General features: G+C 62.8%; 15 protein-coding genes. 4 read left to right on the forward strand and 11 right to left on the reverse strand.

Translation table 11 applies throughout. The annotated features are described in order from the left end of the window. The first annotated feature begins 87 nt into the window (after positions 1–87). From EV664_RS12410 to EV664_RS12420, 3 genes are all read left to right on the forward strand, one after another. The gene (locus EV664_RS12410) at positions 88–2,784 is read left to right on the forward strand and encodes an NHL repeat-containing protein (protein ID WP_133496033.1); all 2,697 of its coding nucleotides are present in this window, start codon (positions 88–90) and stop codon (positions 2,782–2,784) included. A gap of 2 nt (positions 2,785–2,786) precedes the next feature. Next, complete coding sequence (locus EV664_RS12415) at positions 2,787–3,200, forward strand: flagellar biosynthesis protein FlgB (RefSeq protein ID WP_133496034.1); 414 nt, start codon at positions 2,787–2,789, stop codon at positions 3,198–3,200. A 112-nt stretch (positions 3,201–3,312) separates the two neighbouring features. Beyond that, a complete protein-coding gene (locus tag EV664_RS12420; protein ID WP_133496035.1) occupies positions 3,313–4,386 on the forward strand; it encodes an extracellular catalytic domain type 1 short-chain-length polyhydroxyalkanoate depolymerase in 1,074 nt (357 codons plus the stop codon). Positions 4,387–4,390: 4 nt separating this feature from the next. Here EV664_RS12420 and EV664_RS19530 read toward each other — a convergent pair whose 3' ends face one another. The 8 genes from EV664_RS19530 to EV664_RS12460 all read right to left on the reverse strand — a co-directional run bounded on the left by EV664_RS19530 (position 4,391) and on the right by EV664_RS12460 (position 12,826). Beyond that, the gene (locus tag EV664_RS19530; RefSeq protein WP_229668252.1) at positions 4,391–4,981 is read right to left on the reverse strand and encodes an energy transducer TonB family protein; all 591 of its coding nucleotides are present in this window, start codon (positions 4,979–4,981) and stop codon (positions 4,391–4,393) included. A 98-nt stretch (positions 4,982–5,079) separates the two neighbouring features. Continuing rightward, the gene (locus EV664_RS12430; protein WP_244923132.1) at positions 5,080–7,269 is read right to left on the reverse strand and encodes a TonB-dependent receptor; all 2,190 of its coding nucleotides are present in this window, start codon (positions 7,267–7,269) and stop codon (positions 5,080–5,082) included. A gap of 77 nt (positions 7,270–7,346) precedes the next feature. Beyond that, positions 7,347–7,757 carry a DUF2946 family protein gene (locus EV664_RS12435; RefSeq protein WP_188656425.1) on the reverse strand — a complete coding sequence of 137 codons (411 nt, stop codon included), beginning with the start codon at positions 7,755–7,757 and terminating at the stop codon, positions 7,347–7,349. A gap of 77 nt (positions 7,758–7,834) precedes the next feature. Next, positions 7,835–8,470 carry a glutathione S-transferase gene (locus tag EV664_RS12440; RefSeq protein WP_133496038.1) on the reverse strand — a complete coding sequence of 212 codons (636 nt, stop codon included), beginning with the start codon at positions 8,468–8,470 and terminating at the stop codon, positions 7,835–7,837. Continuing rightward, entirely contained in the window at positions 8,467–9,351 is an 885-nt protein-coding gene (gene trhO, locus EV664_RS12445) for an oxygen-dependent tRNA uridine(34) hydroxylase TrhO (protein ID WP_133496039.1), read from the reverse strand. The genes EV664_RS12440 and trhO overlap by 4 nt, the downstream gene beginning before the upstream one ends. 160 nt (positions 9,352–9,511) lie before the next feature. Further along, on the reverse strand, positions 9,512–11,503 hold the full coding sequence (locus EV664_RS12450) for a BCCT family transporter (protein WP_133496040.1): 1,992 nt from the start codon (positions 11,501–11,503) through the stop codon (positions 9,512–9,514). 211 nt (positions 11,504–11,714) lie between these two features. Next, positions 11,715–12,104: a SpoIIAA family protein gene (locus tag EV664_RS12455; RefSeq protein WP_133496041.1), complete on the reverse strand. Its 390-nt coding sequence runs from the start codon at positions 12,102–12,104 to the stop codon at positions 11,715–11,717. Positions 12,105–12,574: 470 nt separating this feature from the next. Continuing rightward, complete coding sequence (locus tag EV664_RS12460; RefSeq protein ID WP_133496042.1) at positions 12,575–12,826, reverse strand: hypothetical protein; 252 nt, start codon at positions 12,824–12,826, stop codon at positions 12,575–12,577. Positions 12,827–12,916: 90 nt separating this feature from the next. Here EV664_RS12460 and manD point away from each other — a divergent pair, with 90 nt between their 5' ends. Continuing rightward, positions 12,917–14,125, forward strand: a complete 1,209-nt coding sequence (gene manD, locus EV664_RS12465; RefSeq protein WP_133496043.1) for a D-mannonate dehydratase ManD — start codon at positions 12,917–12,919, stop codon at positions 14,123–14,125. 146 nt (positions 14,126–14,271) lie between these two features. On the opposite strand, the gene EV664_RS12470 is transcribed toward manD, so the two are convergent. Genes EV664_RS12470 through cysD form a run of 3 tightly spaced genes read right to left on the reverse strand, consistent with a single transcriptional unit; the run spans position 14,272 to position 17,848 of the window. Beyond that, entirely contained in the window at positions 14,272–15,027 is a 756-nt protein-coding gene (locus EV664_RS12470) for a 3'(2'),5'-bisphosphate nucleotidase CysQ (RefSeq protein WP_133496044.1), read from the reverse strand. Further along, complete coding sequence (gene cysN, locus EV664_RS12475) at positions 15,024–16,934, reverse strand: sulfate adenylyltransferase subunit CysN (RefSeq protein WP_133496045.1); 1,911 nt, start codon at positions 16,932–16,934, stop codon at positions 15,024–15,026. Before cysN ends, EV664_RS12470 begins: the two co-directional genes overlap by 4 nt. Further along, positions 16,934–17,848 carry a sulfate adenylyltransferase subunit CysD gene (gene cysD, locus EV664_RS12480; protein WP_133496046.1) on the reverse strand — a complete coding sequence of 305 codons (915 nt, stop codon included), beginning with the start codon at positions 17,846–17,848 and terminating at the stop codon, positions 16,934–16,936. Before cysD ends, cysN begins: the two co-directional genes overlap by 1 nt. Between the last annotated feature and the right edge of the window lie 159 nt (positions 17,849–18,007).

Genomic DNA, 18,007 nt, shown 5'->3' on the forward strand with positions numbered 1-18,007 from the left:
GGGTTTTTCCTGACCACCTGCGTCGGAACCCGTGCGTGCCCGTCTATTATGGAGGGGTGATCGGGTGGTCGGTCGCAGGGAGCAGTAATGATGAACATCAATTCGGGGCTTGCGGGACTTGCCTTGCTAGGCGGCAATTCCAGCCTGTTCTCCTTCGGCTCGGGAGGTCTGAGCGGCGGTCTGAAGATCGAATCGCGGGCGGTTCGCAACGCGCGCGAACAGTTCACCCTGCCTGAAACCACCCCGCCCTGGAAAATGGCGACTGCCACCAAGTCGCTCTACACCCAGGTCGAAGACGTTATGCGGATGCGCACGGTAATCGACAAACCGGCCGGCGGCGCGCGAACGCTTCCCGACGATGTTCAGACCGCCTTCACAGCGTACAAAGCGCTCGACCGGCTGCGCGCGCTCGCCGAACTCGCGGCGAAGCCCGGGGCGGGCGAGAGCAATCGCGCTGATTACGACAAGGCTTTTTCGAAAGGTCTGGTCGATCTGGAGAATTTCCTGTCGACCGCGCCCAGCGACAAGCTCAGCCTTGCCTTCGATCAGCCGGTGCGGCGGGCGCAGAGCGCGACCGTCGACGGCGGGACGGGCAATTATTCGCCGAGCTTTATCGGCAAGAAAGTGACCAAGGAACGCTCCGATGTGCTGAGCGGCCTGACCGGCACTGAAAAGTTTCAGGTCAAGCTGTCGCGCGGTTCGGCCAGCGATACGATCACGGTCGATCTTTCGCAGCTTACCGACCCGCCGACGCTCGATAACGTCTCGACGCTCATCAACAACGCGATCGCCGCGATTCCCTATCGCGACGAGAACGGCAATACCGTCACGCAGGCAGACGGCACGACCGAACCCAAATGGAAGGTGAGTTTCGAACCGACCAAGGTCGAGGAAGGCTGGACGCTGAAGGCGAATCGCCAGTCGATTGAACAGGTTTCAGTGGATCAGATCGACGCTCCCGATGCGGTGCTGGTCGCGACCGGCATGACCGGGCTGGAAACCGCGACATCGACGCGTGTGATGCGGATCGACGATCCGTCGGGCGATATGAGCCGCAAGACACTGGCGACGATCGCAGCCAACGACCGGCTGAAGCCCGAAGAGACGGTGAAGACCACGGCCGATGCGATGGTCACCGATGCTGACGGGTTCGGCTATGTGCTGGGAACGACATCGGGCGATCTCGGCTCGCAGCGGCTGGCGGGCGATCAGGACCTGTATCTGACCAAGATGGACAGCCTCGGCAATGTCGTCTGGCAGCATAGCCTGGGCGCCGCAGGCAGCGCGAGCGGCGCGGCGCTTTCGATTGCCGATAATGGCGATGTCGTCGTCGCGGGCAATGTACGCGGCGCGTTCGAAGGTACGAACAGCGACGGCGACATGCTGGTCGCGCGCTATGACGGCGGCGGGAACGAGAAATTCGCGACCCTGATCCGCAAGGTCGGCACCGAAACCGCGACCAGCGTGGTCGCCGCCGCTGACGGTTCAGTCTATGTCGGCGGACAGGCATCGAGCGAGGACGGCGGGGATGCCTATGTCGTGAAGGTGGATTCGGCCGGCCATATCGCGGCGCGCCAGAGCTACGATACCGGCACCAGTGAGAAGATCACATCGCTTGCGATGGGTGCGGACGGAAAGCTGCTCGCGCTGACGCGCGAGGGCGAAAATTCCAGCCTGCGGTTCCTCGACACCAGTGATCTTTCGAGCGAGACCGGACGCGTCGATCTCGGCACGGCGGACGCGCGCGCGCTTGCGGTGGATGCATCGGGCAATATCGCGATCGGCGGGACGACCGTTTCCGCGCTGGGCGGTACACAGATCAACGGGCTGAGCGGTTCGGGCGACGGCTTCGTCGCGCGCGTTGCCGGCGATGGCAGCGGGCTCGCCGTGACCTATCTCGGCACCGAGGGCACCGATCAGGTCGACAGCCTGGTGTATAGCGGCAACACGCTATATGTCGGCGGACGCACCAACGGAACGATCGGCGCCGAAAAAAGCGGCCCCGTCGACGGCTTTGTCGCGCGGCTGGATGCTACCAGCGGCGCGATTGGCAAGATCACGCAGTTCGGCACGCCGGGGCAGCGCACCGAGCCGGTACGGCTCGTCATGTCGTCGGGCGGAACCAACAGCGTCGGCGAACTGGGCTTTGGCCGCGGTGCCATCACGCCGGGAACGTCGATGAAGCTCACCACCGCAACCAGCCTTCGCGGCGGGGATTCGTTCCAGATGCGGGTCGATGGCGGAGCGCTGCGCACGATCACGATCGATGACGATGAGACGCTCTCTACCCTGATGGGCAAGGTGCAGCGGATCGTCGGCCGAAAGGGCACGGTCACGACGCCGCGCGGCGATGGCGGTGCGAAGCTTACGATCAGCCCCAAATCCGGCGTGGACATCGAATTTGTCGCCGGACCGGAAGGGCGCGACGGCCTGAAAAAGCTCGGCCTGCCCACTGCGCGCGTTCAGGGCTATGATATTATCGATCCCAAGGCCCCGGCCGTCCGCCCCGGCGGTACCTTCGGCCTGAAACTCAACATGACCTTGTCGCTCAAGGACATGAAAAGCGCTGCCGAGGCGCTGGATGCGATTAACAGCGCGATCTCGGTCAGCCAGACCGGGTATCGCTCGCTTTACTGGGACGATCTGAAAGCAGCGCGCGTCGAGCCGCAAAATTTCGCAGCCGGCGGCGGTTCAGCACGCGAAAATGCGCAGCTCGCCAATTATCAGGCCGCGCTCGACCGGCTCAGCAGCAGTTCCGCATCAACCTCCATTCTGGGATTCTGACCATGACCGACATTCTTGCCGGCATCGGAAAGCGTATGCATTTCCTCGCCGATCGCCAGCGGGTGATCGCTGAAAACGTCGCGAACAGCGAAACCCCGGCGTATAAGGCGCGTGACGTCGCTGCGCCTGACTTTTCGGACTTTGTGCGCACGAGCGGCGCGGCGCGGGTGGCGCGGCCGCATGTTGCCATCACGCCCGGAATGTCGGCGCTGGGCGCCCGGCCGCCGCTGGCCGGCAGCAACATCTTCCTCGATTCGTCGACCAGCGAGACCAAGCCTGACGGCAATAATGTCACGCTGGAAGATCAGCTTTTGCGCATGGGCGAAGTCCAGGCCGATTTCGCCACGATGACTAGTCTTTATCGTAAGAACACCGCATTGATGCAGACCGCGCTGGGCAAGGGCGGGCGCAGCTAATCCGCGGTCGAACCCGCGATCGCTCTTGCCAGCCGTAGCGCACACCCCATATTGTGCAGCGCAGCAAGACTCCGCGACCGGAGCCGTGCGACAGTAAACGGAGTCTGACGCAATGGGTTCGATCTCGCAAACGATCCGCGATTTTAATGCGATGCGCGACGGGTTCGACGCGCTTCTCGGCGATCACGGGCGGCTGACCAGCCTGTCCGATTTCGGGTCCAATCCCGGCGATCTCGATGCGTTTTGCTATATTCCGGCCGATCTGCCGCCCGCTTCGCCGCTGGTGGTCGTTTTGCACGGATGCGGCCAGAACGCAGCCGGATATGACAGCGCATCGGGCTGGTCGGCGCTCGCCGATCGGGCGGGCTTTGCGCTGCTCTTCCCCCAGCAGCGGGCGGCCAATAATCCCAATCGATGTTTCAACTGGTTCACCCGCTCCGACACGAAGCGCGACTCGGGCGAAGCGCTGTCGATCCGCCAGATGGTCGATGCGATGGTCGTTCGCCATGCAATCGATACAACGCGCATTTTCGTGACCGGCCTGTCGGCAGGCGGCGCGATGACGTCGGTGATGCTCGCCACCTATCCCGAACTGTTCGCCGGTGGCGCGATTATCGCAGGACTGCCCTATGGCACTGCGCTGGGCGTTCAGCAGGCGCTCGACCGGATGAAGGGACAGGGCGGCCCCGATAGGGACGCGCTGCCCGATCTGGTGCGCGACGCTTCTTCGCATCGCGGCGTCTGGCCGCGTATTTCTCTGTGGCATGGTACCGCCGATACCACCGTGGTTCCCGCCAATGCCGAAGCGATCCTGTCGCAGTGGCGCACGCTGCATGGCGTGGCCGATCGTCCGGCGCAGGAGGATAGCGTTGACGGCTATCCGCACCGCATCTGGACCGACGCCAAGGGGCGTGCGGTGATCGAGGAATATTCGATCACGAATATGGGGCACGGCACCCCGCTTTCGACCAGGGGCGAGGAGGCGCTGGGTCAGGCCGCGCCCTATATGCTGGAGGTCGGAATATCCTCGACACACCATATCGCCGATTTCTGGGGAATTGCGGCGCGTCCCAAGCCGAACGCGGCTGGCAGGGTCGGGCGACAGGAAGCGGATCGGAAGACGAGCGGCAACGGCGTCGCGGCGATTATCGAACGCGCTTTGCGTTCCGCCGGACTGATGAGCTGACCGCTCAATCGAATTTGAAATCCAGCGTGAAGGACGCATCTGCGGCGAGCTGAGCGGGTGGGCGCGGCGCGGGCGATGCGCGCCGCACCGTGCGCAGCGCCAGCCGGTCGAGCATGGCGCTGCCGCTCGACAGCGCGAGCGTCACATCGTCCAGTGTGCCGTCGGCCCGAACGGTGAAGGCAATGCGCGCCGTCCCCGGAATATGCACGCCGCGCGGCCGATATATGCGGATATGCGCCCATAGAGTCGCTGCATAATCGGCCCTCAGCGCCGCCCGGTCACTTTTCGGCGGAGCGGGTGGTGCAGGGGGCGGCGGCGGTTCGGCCGGGCGAAGTGCGCCGGTCGGCACGGACAGGCGCATCGCCTGGATGTTCGCCGTCGGGGCAGGCGCCGGTTTTGCAGGCGTGGGCGCAATGGCCCGTGGCGTAGCGCCGGCCCGCGGAGCGGCAGACTGACTTTGCCGATCCGCCTGTCGCTGAATGGGGACCGGCGGGGGCGGCGCCTCCTTTCGCTCCTTCGGCACGTCGAACAGCGTCAGCTTCGCCTGTTCCTGCTGCTTTGCCGCATGCCGGGCGGGCATAAGGCCTGCGAACAAGCCAAGCCCCGTGACAAGGCCAAACGCCGCCAGCCCGCCCCGGAGCCGTGTCCGGGGCGGCGCCGCATAGCGGCTGGCCGAAGCTGCCGCCACGGGCGTCAGAACTTCGTGCCGAGCGACAGGTTGAAGCTGCGACCCCGGCCCGGCACGGGGCGCAGCACACCGGTCGCGACAAAATCGCCGAGCGACTGCCCCCCCAGCAGCGGGGCATAGGCGGTGTCGAACAGGTTGCTGATATCCACGCCCAGCCTTACCCCTTTCAAGGTATAGCCCGCGCCCAGATTGACCAGCGCATAGGCATTGGTGCGCGGTTCGTTGCGGGTCGGATCGACGCGATCCTTGTCGGTCACTGCGTGCAATTCGGCATGCGCATCCCAGCGCGGCGCGGTATAGTCGAAATGCAGCCCGGCGTTGAACGGCATCTGGTGATATAGCGGATCATCATCGGTCAGATTCTGGCCGTGCAGCCAGCTTGCCGTCAGCCCGATGCGCGCGCTCCCGCCGTCTGCATCGGTCCAGAGCGTCGCATCGCCCGACACATCGACCCCATAGAACCGCGCCTCGCGATTGGCGAATTGCAGCTGAACGAAACCGTTGGGCATACCCATCATATCAGTCAGATCGCCCAGCTTCACCACATCGATATAATCGGCGACATGAGTGAGATAGGGGGCGATGCGCAGCGTCCACGGCGTGTCTCCCGCGCCGCTGAACGTCACCGCGCCGCTCACCGTATCGGCACGCTCGGGTTTCAGGTTCAGATTGCCGACATAGCCGTTGCCGTCGCCGAACCAGCCGATCATCGTGCTCGCCATCGCACCACGGCCCCATGTATAGCGTTCATAGATATTGGGCGAGCGGACCTTGTGCGCATAGCCAAGGTCGAGCGCGATACCCTTTGCCGCCTGATAATGAATGAGCGCGCTGCCGCTCCAGTTGCTGTCATGCGCGGAATGGTCGGCGGCGTTGAACGCTGCTGCCGCCTGTATGTCCGCCATCTGCATCATCGAATTGCCATAGGGCTGAACATCGCCGGTGTTCATCCAGACCTGATCGTTGCGGATGCCGAGCGTGGTGGTGAGGTCGCCCGTCCAGTTCGCTTCCCATTCGGCATAGGTGCCCAGCCGGTCGCGATGTGCGGCGTTCACGTTCACAAATTCGTTCGGCCCCATCATCATGCTGCCCGCAACCGGCGGCCAGTAATCGTTGAGCCATTCATGGTGCAGTTCGCTGCCGAAGCGCACGGTATCGCGCTGCGATACGGGCAGGCTGACTTTCAGCGTATAGCCCGCGCTGTGGACTTCGGTGTTCATCGGCATGCCGCCGTCTTCGGTGCCGCCCTTGTCGGCAAGGAAGTTCATGCGATGGTCGGTGTCACGATAATGGACGCGAAGGTCGACATCGCCCCATGCGAACCAGTTCTGCCAGCGACCGTTGAGGAACCATGACTTGTTGTCGGTCATGTCCATGCGCTGATTGGGAAAGCCCTCATAGGGGGAGCGCTGGGTGCCGCCCTTTACCTGAAACAGTCCGATGCCGGTCTGGGCCGCGAGGGCAAGCGAATGGTCGGTCTTGGCATATTCGGTCGAACGGACCACGCCGTCCTTGCCGCCGCCGTCATAGTTATCGGACTGGGTGTACGAACCGGCATAGGTCAGGTTGAATTTGTCGTTTGCCGCCGTGACTTGCGCAGCGCCGCCGAACCCGTCGCCGTTCGACCGGTAAAAGCCCGACAGGCTGCCGGTCAGGATGGTCTCGTCCTGCTTGGCGAAGCGCGGATCGCCGGTATCGATCAGGATAGCGCCGCCGATCGTGTCGCCGCCCATGCTTACCGGGGAGACACCGGTAATGACCGTGATTGCCTCGATCGTCTGCGGATCGGCATAGGAAAGCGGCGGGTTCATATTATTGGGGCAGGCGTCGTCGATCTTCACGCCGTCCACCAAGATGCCCACCCGGCCATTGTCGAGGCCGCGAATGACGGGGAGGCTGGAAAAGCCGCCCGCGCCGAATGCGCTGACGCCCGGCAGACGGGTGAGAATGTCGGCGGTGTCGCTGCTGCGCGAAGCCGCCTGTTTCAGCGTGTCGCGGGTGATTGTGGCGTCGGTCGGCGGCACGGCGGGCGGCAGCGCGTCGGAGCCTACGTCCATGTCGGGGAGCGCTGTCGCCTGCTGCGCATGGGCATAGGGGGCGGAAAGGGCGATCAGCCTCGCGCCGATCAGGGAGAGGCTATGGCGCGCGTTGATGCGCCCGGAAAAGCGGGATGTCATAAGGCTGATGCTCGTCATTTGTCCGATCCGGATATTTGCCGGATCAGGGGAAAGGGGCGGCAACCGGCATCACGGCCGGCTGCGCTGCTACATGGTCAAACGAGGATCATCGGCGGCGCGCGGCTGGGAGGCGGCGGCGCGGGCATGCCGCGTCCCGGAACCAGATCGGCGATGGGCGGGGAAGGGAGCGCTGCATAGGCCGCTACCGGCGGGGCAAGCGCAAGATCGGGTTCGCCCGGCGTGGCGGGGGCGGCATGACCCGCAAAGGGGCAGCGCCGGTCGTGCTGCGCGCCGTCATGCTGCTTTCCGCCGCCGTGGTGGCCGCCATGCATCATCGCGCCGCCATGGTGCGCAGTCGATTGCGCCAGCGACAGCGGGCCGCTTCCCGAACATAGCACGATCTGCACGCCGCCATCGGCGCCTCGCACCGTCATGAAGCCCTGCGGCACGAGCACGGCATAGACGAGCGCAAGCCAGGCAGCGGCCATCCATGCCGCCCGCATCATGCCGGATCGATATGCGCCAAGCCCCATGGCCTTCTGACTAGGGCCGCTTGGTGCCTTCGCCAAGTGGGCGAAATGCCCTAGCTATGTTTGCCGAACAGAACCGGTTCCTGATCGGGCTGCCATTGCGGCACGCGCAGCATGATTTGCGCGAAGAGGGGGGAAGCCAGGTGCCGCTCCAGCCATGCATGGACATGGGGGATCGGCTGCGCATCGAACCAGTCGCGGTCGACGCCCGCAAATTGCCGGACGAACGGCATGATCGCCGCATCGGCAAGCCCGCGCTGGTCGCCGCACAGGTTCGAGCTTTCGGCCAGCCGCGTATCGAGGTGACGCAAAAACGCCATCCCCGCTTCGCGATGGTGGTGCGGGTCGCTGTCATGGCGGTCGGGATATTTGTAGCGGTCGAGATCGTGCTTGAACTGGCCGTCATTGGCGGCGATCAGGTCGGCATCGTCGCGTTCTAACCAGCCCTCGGGATCGCTCAGGTCGAGCGCGTGGCGCAATATGTCGATGCTCTCATCGATCACCCGCCCATCGTTCAGCACCAGCACCGGCACCGTCCCCTTGGGCGAGGCGGCGAGCATCGCCTGCGGCTTGTCGGCGAGCTTCACCTCGCGCAATTCGCATGGCATTCCGCTCATCGCGATGCCCATCCTTGCGCGCATCGCATAGGGGCAGCGGCGAAAGCTGTAGAGGATCGGCAGCGCGCTCATGCCGCTGCTCCCCGATCCTCCGCTTTCGCGCCATAGCAGGCGGGGCAGCTTTCCCCTTCGACATAGAGCGGGGAGGCGCGGTCGGCCTCGCTCACCGGGCGGCCACAGGCTGCGCAGGCGCTATGCGTTCCGGTGGCAAGGCCGTGACGAATCGCCACACGCTGATCGAAGACGAAGCATTCGCCCTCCCACATGCTTTGCGTCTCGGGCACGGTTTCGAGATAGTTGAGGATGCCGCCCTTCAGATGGAATACCTCATCCACGCCTTCCTGTTTCAGGAAAGCGGTGGATTTTTCGCAGCGTATGCCGCCGGTGCAATACATCGCGACTTTCGGCTGCTTGCCCGATCCCAGCAGTTCGTCGCGCCGTTCGCGAAACCATGCGGGGAAGTCGCGAAACTTCTCGGTCTTCGGATCGATCGCGCCCTCGAACGCGCCGATTGCCACTTCATAATCGTTGCGAGTGTCGATCAGGATCGTGTCGGGATCGGAAATCAGCGCATTCCAGTCCTTGGGATCGACATAAGTCCCGACGGTATGGAGCGGATCGATATCGGGTTCGCCCATGGTCACGATTTCACGCTTCAGCCGGACCTTCATCCGGTCGAACGGCATCGCCTCCGCACCCGAATATTTGACGTCGAGATCGGCGCAATCGGGCAGCGCGCGGATATGCGCGATGACGGCGTCGATGGCATCCGGTGCCCCGGCGATCGTGCCGTTAATCCCTTCGCCCGCGAGCAGCAGCGTGCCGCGCACGCCCCGGTCGAGGCAGAGTTGCAACAGCGGCGCGCGCAGGGCGGCGGGATCGGGAAAGCGCGCGAAACGGTACAGCGCGGCGACGCGGATCGGCGCGTCGGATGGAACATCGGATCGGGACATGGTGCCCCTTTACCGCGCCGCGCCGCAAAGGTCACCGGGTCTGATCGCTCGCCCTCTCACACCAAAGCGCTGTGATGCTGACGCATCGCGCTTTGGTTTCGCTCAGGCGCCGCGCGGGCTTGACCACGAAGCGATGAGTCGTCCTCGTCGCTTCGTGGTATCAGGCAAGCCGACGTGCATGGCGGAAATGGGCATAGCGTTTCAGCAGATCGTCGATCAGCTGTTCCTGCCGATATCCGGTCACATCATGCGGCTGATCGCCTTCCGATGTCCGCGCCATGGCACGATAATGCTGGCGATCGTCCGATTTGCTGGCGCGCGTCTCCGCCCAGGCGAAGCTCGGTGAACGGAATCCGCGCAGCCTTACGGTATAGCTGAACCTGCCCTGTTCGCCATGCGGTACGACGAGCGAGATTTTATCTTCCGCGACCTCCAGTTCGGGCTCCAGTCCGTTCTCGCGAAGCTGCGCGGCAATGGCATCCAGCGCCTGCCGCGCGGTGTCGGAAAGGAACGCCGCGACTTCGCCCCGGCTATGGTTGCGGGTGATCGTCGAGAGGCGCTGCTGCCAGCTGATCGTCGAATCGCTGGCGGCGTCCTCAGTCGCGATGGCGAGGTCGATCATCGTTTCACGCCCCTCCATCTGAAGCGCGCGCAACAGGCCGTAGCAGATGAACACCATGATGATCGCAAAGGGCAGCGCGCTGGCGATCGCCGCGGTCTGCAGCGCATCGAGTCCGCCCGCTACCAGCAGCACCGCAGCGACCGCCCCCGCGAGCACCGCCCAGAATACCCGCTGCCATACCGGCGGGTCCTCCGCTCCACCCGAGGTGATGAGATCCATCACCAGCGCGCCTGAATCGGCCGAGGTCACGAAGAAAGTGACGACGAGCAGGGTCGCAAGGCCCGATGAGATTGCCGACAGCGGCAATTGTTCGAGCACGGTGAACAGCGCGACCGGCAGATTGTTCTCAACCGTCTTCGCGATCGGAGCCGCGCCCGAAAGGTCAAGCGCGATGGCCGTGTTTCCGAACACCGTCATCCACAAAAAGGTGAAGAGCGTCGGGACCAGCAATACGCCGGTGACGAATTCGCGGATCGTGCGGCCGCGCGAAATCCGTGCGATGAACATGCCGACGAACGGCGACCACGCGATCCACCAGCCCCAGTAAAACAACGTCCATTTGCCGAGCCAGGGATTGGGTTCATAGGCGTACATGCGGAACGTACGGCTGACCACCGAACTGAGATATGCGCCCAGATTCTGCACGAAAGCCTGCAGCAGGAATACCGTCGATCCTGCGACCAGCACGAAGAGCAGCAGTGCGCCGGCAAGGACGATATTGATTTCGGACAGCCGCTTGACGCCCTTGTCCAGACCCAGCCCCGCCGACAGCGTCGCCATCAGCGTGATGACCGCGATCAGGATCAGCTGAACGCCTTCATTCACCGGCATGCCGAACAGGTGCGCAAAGCCTGCATTGACCTGCAACACGCCAAGGCCCAGCGAGGTGGCGACGCCGAACATCGTGCCGAACACCGCGAAAATATCGACCGCATCGCCGATCGGCCCGTAAATCCGCTTGCCAATCAGCGGGTACAGCGCCGACCGGATGGTGAGCGGCAGACCCCGCCGAAACGAGAAATAGGCAAGCGCCAGCCCGACCACGATATAGATCGCCCAGGCGTGCAGCCCCCAGTGGAAAAAGGTCAGCACCATCGCCTGACGCGCGGAATCGATCGTACGCGCATCGCCCACCGGCGGCAGGGCATAATGGTCGATCGGTTCGGCCACGCCGAAAAAGATGAGGCCGATTCCCATGCCCGCGCTGAACAGCATCGCAAACCATGAGATATAGCTATAGTCCGGCTCGCTCTCATCGGGGCCGAGCTTGATATCACCATAGCGGCTGAACATCAGGAACAGCACGAAGACGAGAAAGCCCGCCACGGAAGCGATATAGAACCACCCGAAATCCGCAACGATCGTTGACTGCAACGTCGTGAAAAGCCCTTCGGCCTGTTTTGAAAAGATCGCGCCGAATGCGGCGAATGCGATGATCAGTCCCGCCGAAATATAAAAAACCGGAGGATTGACTGCGATCCTGCGTCCTTGCCGTGCTTCTCCGGGTTCTTTCAGGATCGGATCGTTCATTCTACCTCGTCAAATATCGTGGCAACACAGCTCTGACGGGAGGAAGGCCTCCAGTTCCCGCTCAATATGCCGTATTGGGACCGGCACAGAGCGCTTGTACTTTCATATTCGTTCCAAAATGTCGAACATGCTTTTGGCGCGATACAGCCGCTTTATCGGCAAGGCTTTGATCCTTCGCCATATTATGTAGCGAGGATGGCCGATCTCGTAATCAGGTCGGAACCTCGCTTTCATCCTCGTCCAGAAGCCAGGCACGCGCGGCCTCGATCTCAGTGAAATAACGCGCATCGCGCCCCTCTGCGGCGCGCTTGATCTGCATCCGCGAAAGCGATGTCGCCACCACAAAGGCAAGACGTCTGGATCGCTTGTGCGGATCCGACAAGATGTCCCGAAATGCACCGACACTGGTTTGCGGCTGGATCTGCATTCCGCGCATGTCCACCAGGGTGAGATGTTCGTTGGGACCGCAATCGAGCCTGGTGAGAGCATCATCATAGGCGGCGGAGAACCGTATGACATCCGCCTGCGAATAGAAGCCGCAGATCTGCAAATCGATAAGGTTGTTCGAGCAATCCGCTATTATCCGAAAATCGGCCTGCATTGTCTCACTTCCTCCCGTTTGAAGCTATTGTCATATCGACATTTTCATATGCTCGCGACTGGGCGAACTACGGATAAGATAGTAAGCGTTGCCCGATGGTCCGCGCCGTCGTCCGGGGGCGAGCCGCGATACCATATGAACCCGCTCCATACCGGGGCCAGACCTGCCTTCATCTTTACGGTGAATGGCCTGACGAAGGTCATATTGCAGGCGGTGCCTGTGCGCCGGATTGTTCCGCCATGGAGCCGGGGCGGCGATCGGGAACAGCATGGCATGGGATTGCCGCAACACGGGCGGGGAGACGGTGCGCCTGCTTTCGCTGAACAAAATTCCGCCCCGAAAGCACGTTTCGGGGCGGAAGGCTGTATAGGAATATTTGCGATACAGGATGGCGGGTCCAGCCCCCTGAGGCGTACCCGGTTGCTGCTGCACCGATACCGGAGATGGGCATTGCCCCCCGCCGCGTCCGATCAGAAGTTCACATTCACCCCGATATTCACATAGCGGCCGAGCGGATCATACCGTTCCGGCGTCGTGTTGCTGCGTGACAGGCGGCTGAACTCGTTGCGGCTGTCAGGCACGATCGGCGGCATGCGATCGAAGATATTGTTGACCCCGAACCGGCCACATTGAAACTCATCGTCAGGTGTTTCGCCCCGACAGTGTTTCGCGTTCTCCGGCCCGATCGTATCGGCGACGACCACGGCCGTGGAATTCGTCACAATTACGCAATCGCACTTGCGGTATGTGGCCTTACCAAACTAAACTGTAATTGTCTGTCCAATATTAGGGTCAATTGGGAAGGGAATCGCTTGAAAATCACCCGCGCGAAAGTGATCGTCACATGTCCGGGGCGCAACTTCGTCACGTTGAAGATCGAAACCGATCAGGGCGTCTACGGCATCGGCGATGCGACGCTGAACGGGCGCGAACTGGCGGTCGTTTCTTATCTGGAAGATCATGTGGTGCCGTGCCTGATCGGGCGCGATCCGCGGCGGATCGAGGATATCTGGCAATATCTGTATCGCGGCGCCTATTGGCGGCGGGGGCCGGTGACGATGCGCGCGATCGCAGCGGTCGATATGGCGCTGTGGGACATCAAGGCGAAAATGGCCGGCATGCCGCTATATGATCTGCTGGGCGGCAAGAGCCGCGATCGCGTCATGGTCTATGGTCATGCCAATGGCAGGGATATCGCTGAAACCGTCGACGCGGTCGGCCAGTATATCGATATGGGCTATAAGGCGATCCGGGCGCAGACCGGGATTCCCGGCATCAAGGACGCCTATGGCGTCGGGCGCGGCACGCTTTTTTATGAGCCCGCCGATGCAGCGCTGCCCAGCGAGACCGGCTGGGATACGCGCAAGGCGCTGAACCATATCCCCAAATTGTTCGATAAGCTGCGCGAAACCTATGGGTTCGACTATCATCTGCTGCACGACGGCCATCATCGCTATACGCCGCAAGAGGCCGCCAATCTGGGCAGGATGCTGGAGCCTTATCAGCTGTTCTGGCTGGAGGATTGCACCCCGGCGGAGAATCAGGAGGCGTTCCGGCTGGTGCGTCAGCATACGGTTACGCCGCTTGCCGTCGGAGAGATCTTCAATACCATCTGGGATGCCAAGGACCTGATCGAAAACCAGCTGATCGATTATATCCGGGCGACCGTGGTGGGCGCGGGCGGGCTGACCCATCTTCGCCGGATTGCCGATCTCGCCAGCCTGTATCAGATACGCACCGGCTGCCATGGCGCGACCGACCTTTCGCCGGTTACCATGGGCTGTGCGCTGCATTTCGACAGCTGGGTCCCCAATTTCGGTATTCAGGAATATATGCGCCATGCCGAGGAAACCGACGCTGTTTTCCCGCATGATTACCGGTTTGACGATGGCTATCTGATCTGCGGCGAAAGCCCGGGGCACGGTGTGGATATCGACGAGGCACTGGCGGCGAAATATCCTTACAAGCCGGCATATCTGCCCGTCGCCCGCCTGAACGACGGGACGATCTGGAACTGGTAGGAGCAACCGGGGGCGATGGTCGTGCCGACGATCGCCCCCGCGCTGCCCGGAAAGTGCCGCTTACGCCGGTGCGCGTGGCGGAGAGGGGGTGACCATGAACCTCGTCATCGACCCTCAAGCCCGGTAATGGTCTGCACCGCGTGCGGCTATCTCGCTCCCTGCGCGAAGTCGCGGACCGAGGCGAGCAGGGCGGGGGCAGCCTCTTTGCGGCAGATCAGCAGGTCGGGAAGCCAGACTTCGGCCATGTTATAAACCATCGGACTGCCGTCGATGCGCGAGACGTGCAGCCCTGCCGCGCGCGCCACCGCGATCGGGGCGCAGCTGTCCCATTCATATTGGCCGCCCGAATGGAGATAGATGTCGGCCTCTCCGCGCACCACCGCCATCGCTTTTGCGCCCGCTGACCCCATCGGGACCAGCTCCGCGCCGGTTTGCTCGGCAATAGCGACCGCTTCGGGGGCGGGGCGGGTGCGGCTGACCACCATGCGAACCGGATCGTTGGTGCGCGGCAGGGCAGGCGGTGTGTCCGTCGCCAGCGTGATGCCCATTTCGGGAAGCGCAACCGCGCCCACCGCTGGCTGGCCATCGATCGCCAGCGCGATATGCACCGCCCAGTCGTCGCGCCCTTCGGAATATTCGCGCGTGCCGTCGAGCGGATCGACGATCCATACCCGGCTGCAATTGAGCCGGTCGGAGCAATCGGCGCTTTCCTCCGACAATACCGCCTCGCCGGGGCGTTCCTGTGCCAGAGCGCGCAGGATCATCGCATTGGCGATCTGGTCCCCCGCATCGCCCAGCGCCTTGCCGCTGAACATGCCGCTGTCGCGCAGCGTCAGCAGCAGCTTGCCCGCCGCTTCGGCTATCCGGCGGGCGAGCAGCGAATCGGCGTTGGTGTCGCTCATATCCCGATCACCCGTTCGACGATCAGATCGGCGGCCTCTTCCGCCGACATGGTCACCGTATCCACCGTGATTTCGGGGTCGCGCGGCGCTTCATAGGGGCTGTCGATACCGGTGAAGTTCTTCAGCGTGCCCTCACGTGCCTTGCGATACAGGCCCTTCACATCGCGCGCTTCAGCGACTTCCAGCGGCGTGTTCACGAAGATTTCGATGAACTCACCGTCGGGCATCATGTCGCGCACCATCGCGCGTTCGGCGCGGAAGGGGCTGATGAACGCAGTCAGCACGATCAGCCCGGCATCGCTCATCAGCCGCGCGACTTCGCCCACGCGGCGGATGTTCTCCACCCGGTCGGTATCGGTAAAGCCAAGATCGCGGTTCAGCCCATGGCGGACATTGTCGCCGTCCAGAAGGAAGGTGTGCTTGCCCAGCGCGTGCAGCTTCTTTTCGACCAGATTCGCAATGGTCGATTTGCCCGACCCCGAAAGCCCGGTGAACCAGAGCAGGCGGGCACGCTGATTCTTCTGCCCGGCGCGGGCGTCGCGGGTCACATCGATCGCCTGCCAGTGGACATTCTGGCTGCGGCGCAGCGCATAGTCGATCATCCCGGCGCCGACCGTGGCATTGGTTACCTTGTCGATCAGGATAAAGCCGCCAAGGTCGTGATTGTCGGCATAGGGTTCGAACGCGACCGGGCGGTCGGTATAGACCTCGCAAATGCCGATATCGTTGAGGCTGAGCGTCTTTGCTGACAATTCGGCCATGGTGTTGACGTCGACAACATATTTGGGCGGCTGGATCGTTGCGCTGATCGTGCGCGTGCCGATCTTCATCCAGTGCGCGCGGCCCGGAAGCAGCGCATCGGCATCCATCCACACGATCCGCGCCTGAAACTGGTCGGCGGACTGCGGCGGCGCATCGGCAGCGGCGATGACGTCCCCGCGCGAACAATCGACCTCGTCAGCGAGCACCAGAGTCACCGACTGGCCCGCAACCGCGACATCCAGATCTCCGTCGAACGTCACGATGCGTGCAACGGTTGAGGTGCGGCCGGAGGGCACGATCCGCACCGCATCGCCGGGGCGCACCGTCCCACTGGCGATCATGCCGGTAAAGCCGCGAAAATCGAGATGCGGGCGATTGACCCATTGCACGCTCATCCGAAACGGTTTGTCCCGATCGAGCGTCACATCGAGTTCGACATTTTCCAGATGCTCGATCAGCGTCGGGCCGGAATACCAGGGAGTGTCAGACGATTTGCTCGCGATATTGTCGCCCGCCAGCCCCGAAATCGGAATGGCGGTGAAATCCTCGATGCCGATCGACCCGGCAAAGGCGCGATAGTCCGCGACGATCGCGTCGAACCGCTCGCGCGAATAGCCGATCAGGTCCATCTTGTTCACCGCCAGCACGATGTGCCGGATGCCGAGCATGTGCGCGAGATAGCTGTGCCGTCTGGTCTGGGTCAGCACGCCCTTGCGCGCATCGATCAGGATCACGGCAAGGTCGGCGGTCGACGCGCCCGTTACCATGTTGCGCGTATATTGTTCGTGGCCCGGCGTGTCGGCGACGATGAATTTGCGCTTTTCGGTCGCGAAGAAGCGATAGGCGACATCGATGGTGATGCCCTGTTCACGCTCGGCGGCAAGCCCATCGACGAGCAGTGCGAAATCGATATTCTGTCCCTGCGTGCCGACCCGCTTCGAATCCGCTTCCAGACTGGCGAGCTGATCTTCGAAGATCATCTTTGAGTCATAGAGCAGCCGGCCGATCAGCGTCGATTTGCCGTCGTCCACGCTGCCACAGGTGATGAAGCGCAGCAGCGACTTGTTGCGATGCAGGTCGAGATAGGCGTCGATATCCTCGGCGATCATCGAATCGACGCGATAGCTGGAATCATGCACCGTCATCAGAAATAGCCCTCCTGCTTCTTCTTCTCCATCGACGCTGCCTGATCATGATCGATCGCGCGTCCCTGCCGTTCGGAGGTGGTGGTGAGCAGCATTTCCTGCACGACCTGCGACAGGTCGGTCGCGTCGCTTTCGACTGCGCCGGTCAGCGGGTAACAGCCAAGCGTGCGGAAGCGGATTGAACGTTCGACCACCTGCTCGCCCTCGCGGAAGCGGAAACGGTCGTCATCGACCATCAGGATCAGGCCGTCGCGCTCCACCGTCGGGCGCGGCGCGGCGAAATAGAGCGGCACGATCTCGATCCCCTCGGCCATGATATATTGCCAGATATCGAGCTCGGTCCAGTTGCTAAGCGGGAAGACGCGGATGCTCTCTCCCTTCGCCTTGCGCGCATTATAGAGGTGCCACAATTCGGGGCGCTGGTTCTTGGGGTCCCAGCCATGCGAGGCGCTGCGAAAGCTGAAGACGCGCTCCTTGGCCCGGCTCTTTTCCTCATCGCGGCGTGCGCCGCCGAAGGCTGCGTCGAAGCCATATTTGTCGAGCGCCTGTTTCAGCCCCTCGGTCTTCCACATATCGGTGTGCAGACCGCCATGGTCGAACGGGTTGATCCCCTTTTCCTTCGCCTCAGGATTCTGATGGACGAGCAATTCCATGCCCGCCTCACGCGCCGCGCGGTCGCGCAGTTCGTACATCGCCTGAAACTTCCACGTCGTATCGACATGGAGCAGCGGGAAGGGCGGGGGTGCCGGATAAAAGGCCTTTTTGGCGAGGTGCAGCATCACCGCCGAATCCTTGCCCACCGAATAGAGCATCACCGGGCGTTCGGTCTCTGCAACGACCTCGCGTAAAATATGAATGCTTTCCGCCTCCAGCCGGTCGAGATGGCTGAGTTTGGTACGCGCGGGTCCGGACACGGATCGTCGCTCCTTTCCGGGCGAAACGCGGCATATGGCGCCGCCCTGATTGCTACATATCGGCGGCAGGAAGATGCCGCTCGTCGTCGGGAATGCTACAGGTAGCGACGCCGTCCATTTCCGCAAAAGGCCGAAATATTGGGGGCGGCAAAGCTGAAG

The organism is Stakelama pacifica, from assembly GCF_004361835.1.
In the GTDB taxonomy this organism is placed as follows: domain Bacteria; phylum Pseudomonadota; class Alphaproteobacteria; order Sphingomonadales; family Sphingomonadaceae; genus Sphingomonas; species Sphingomonas pacifica.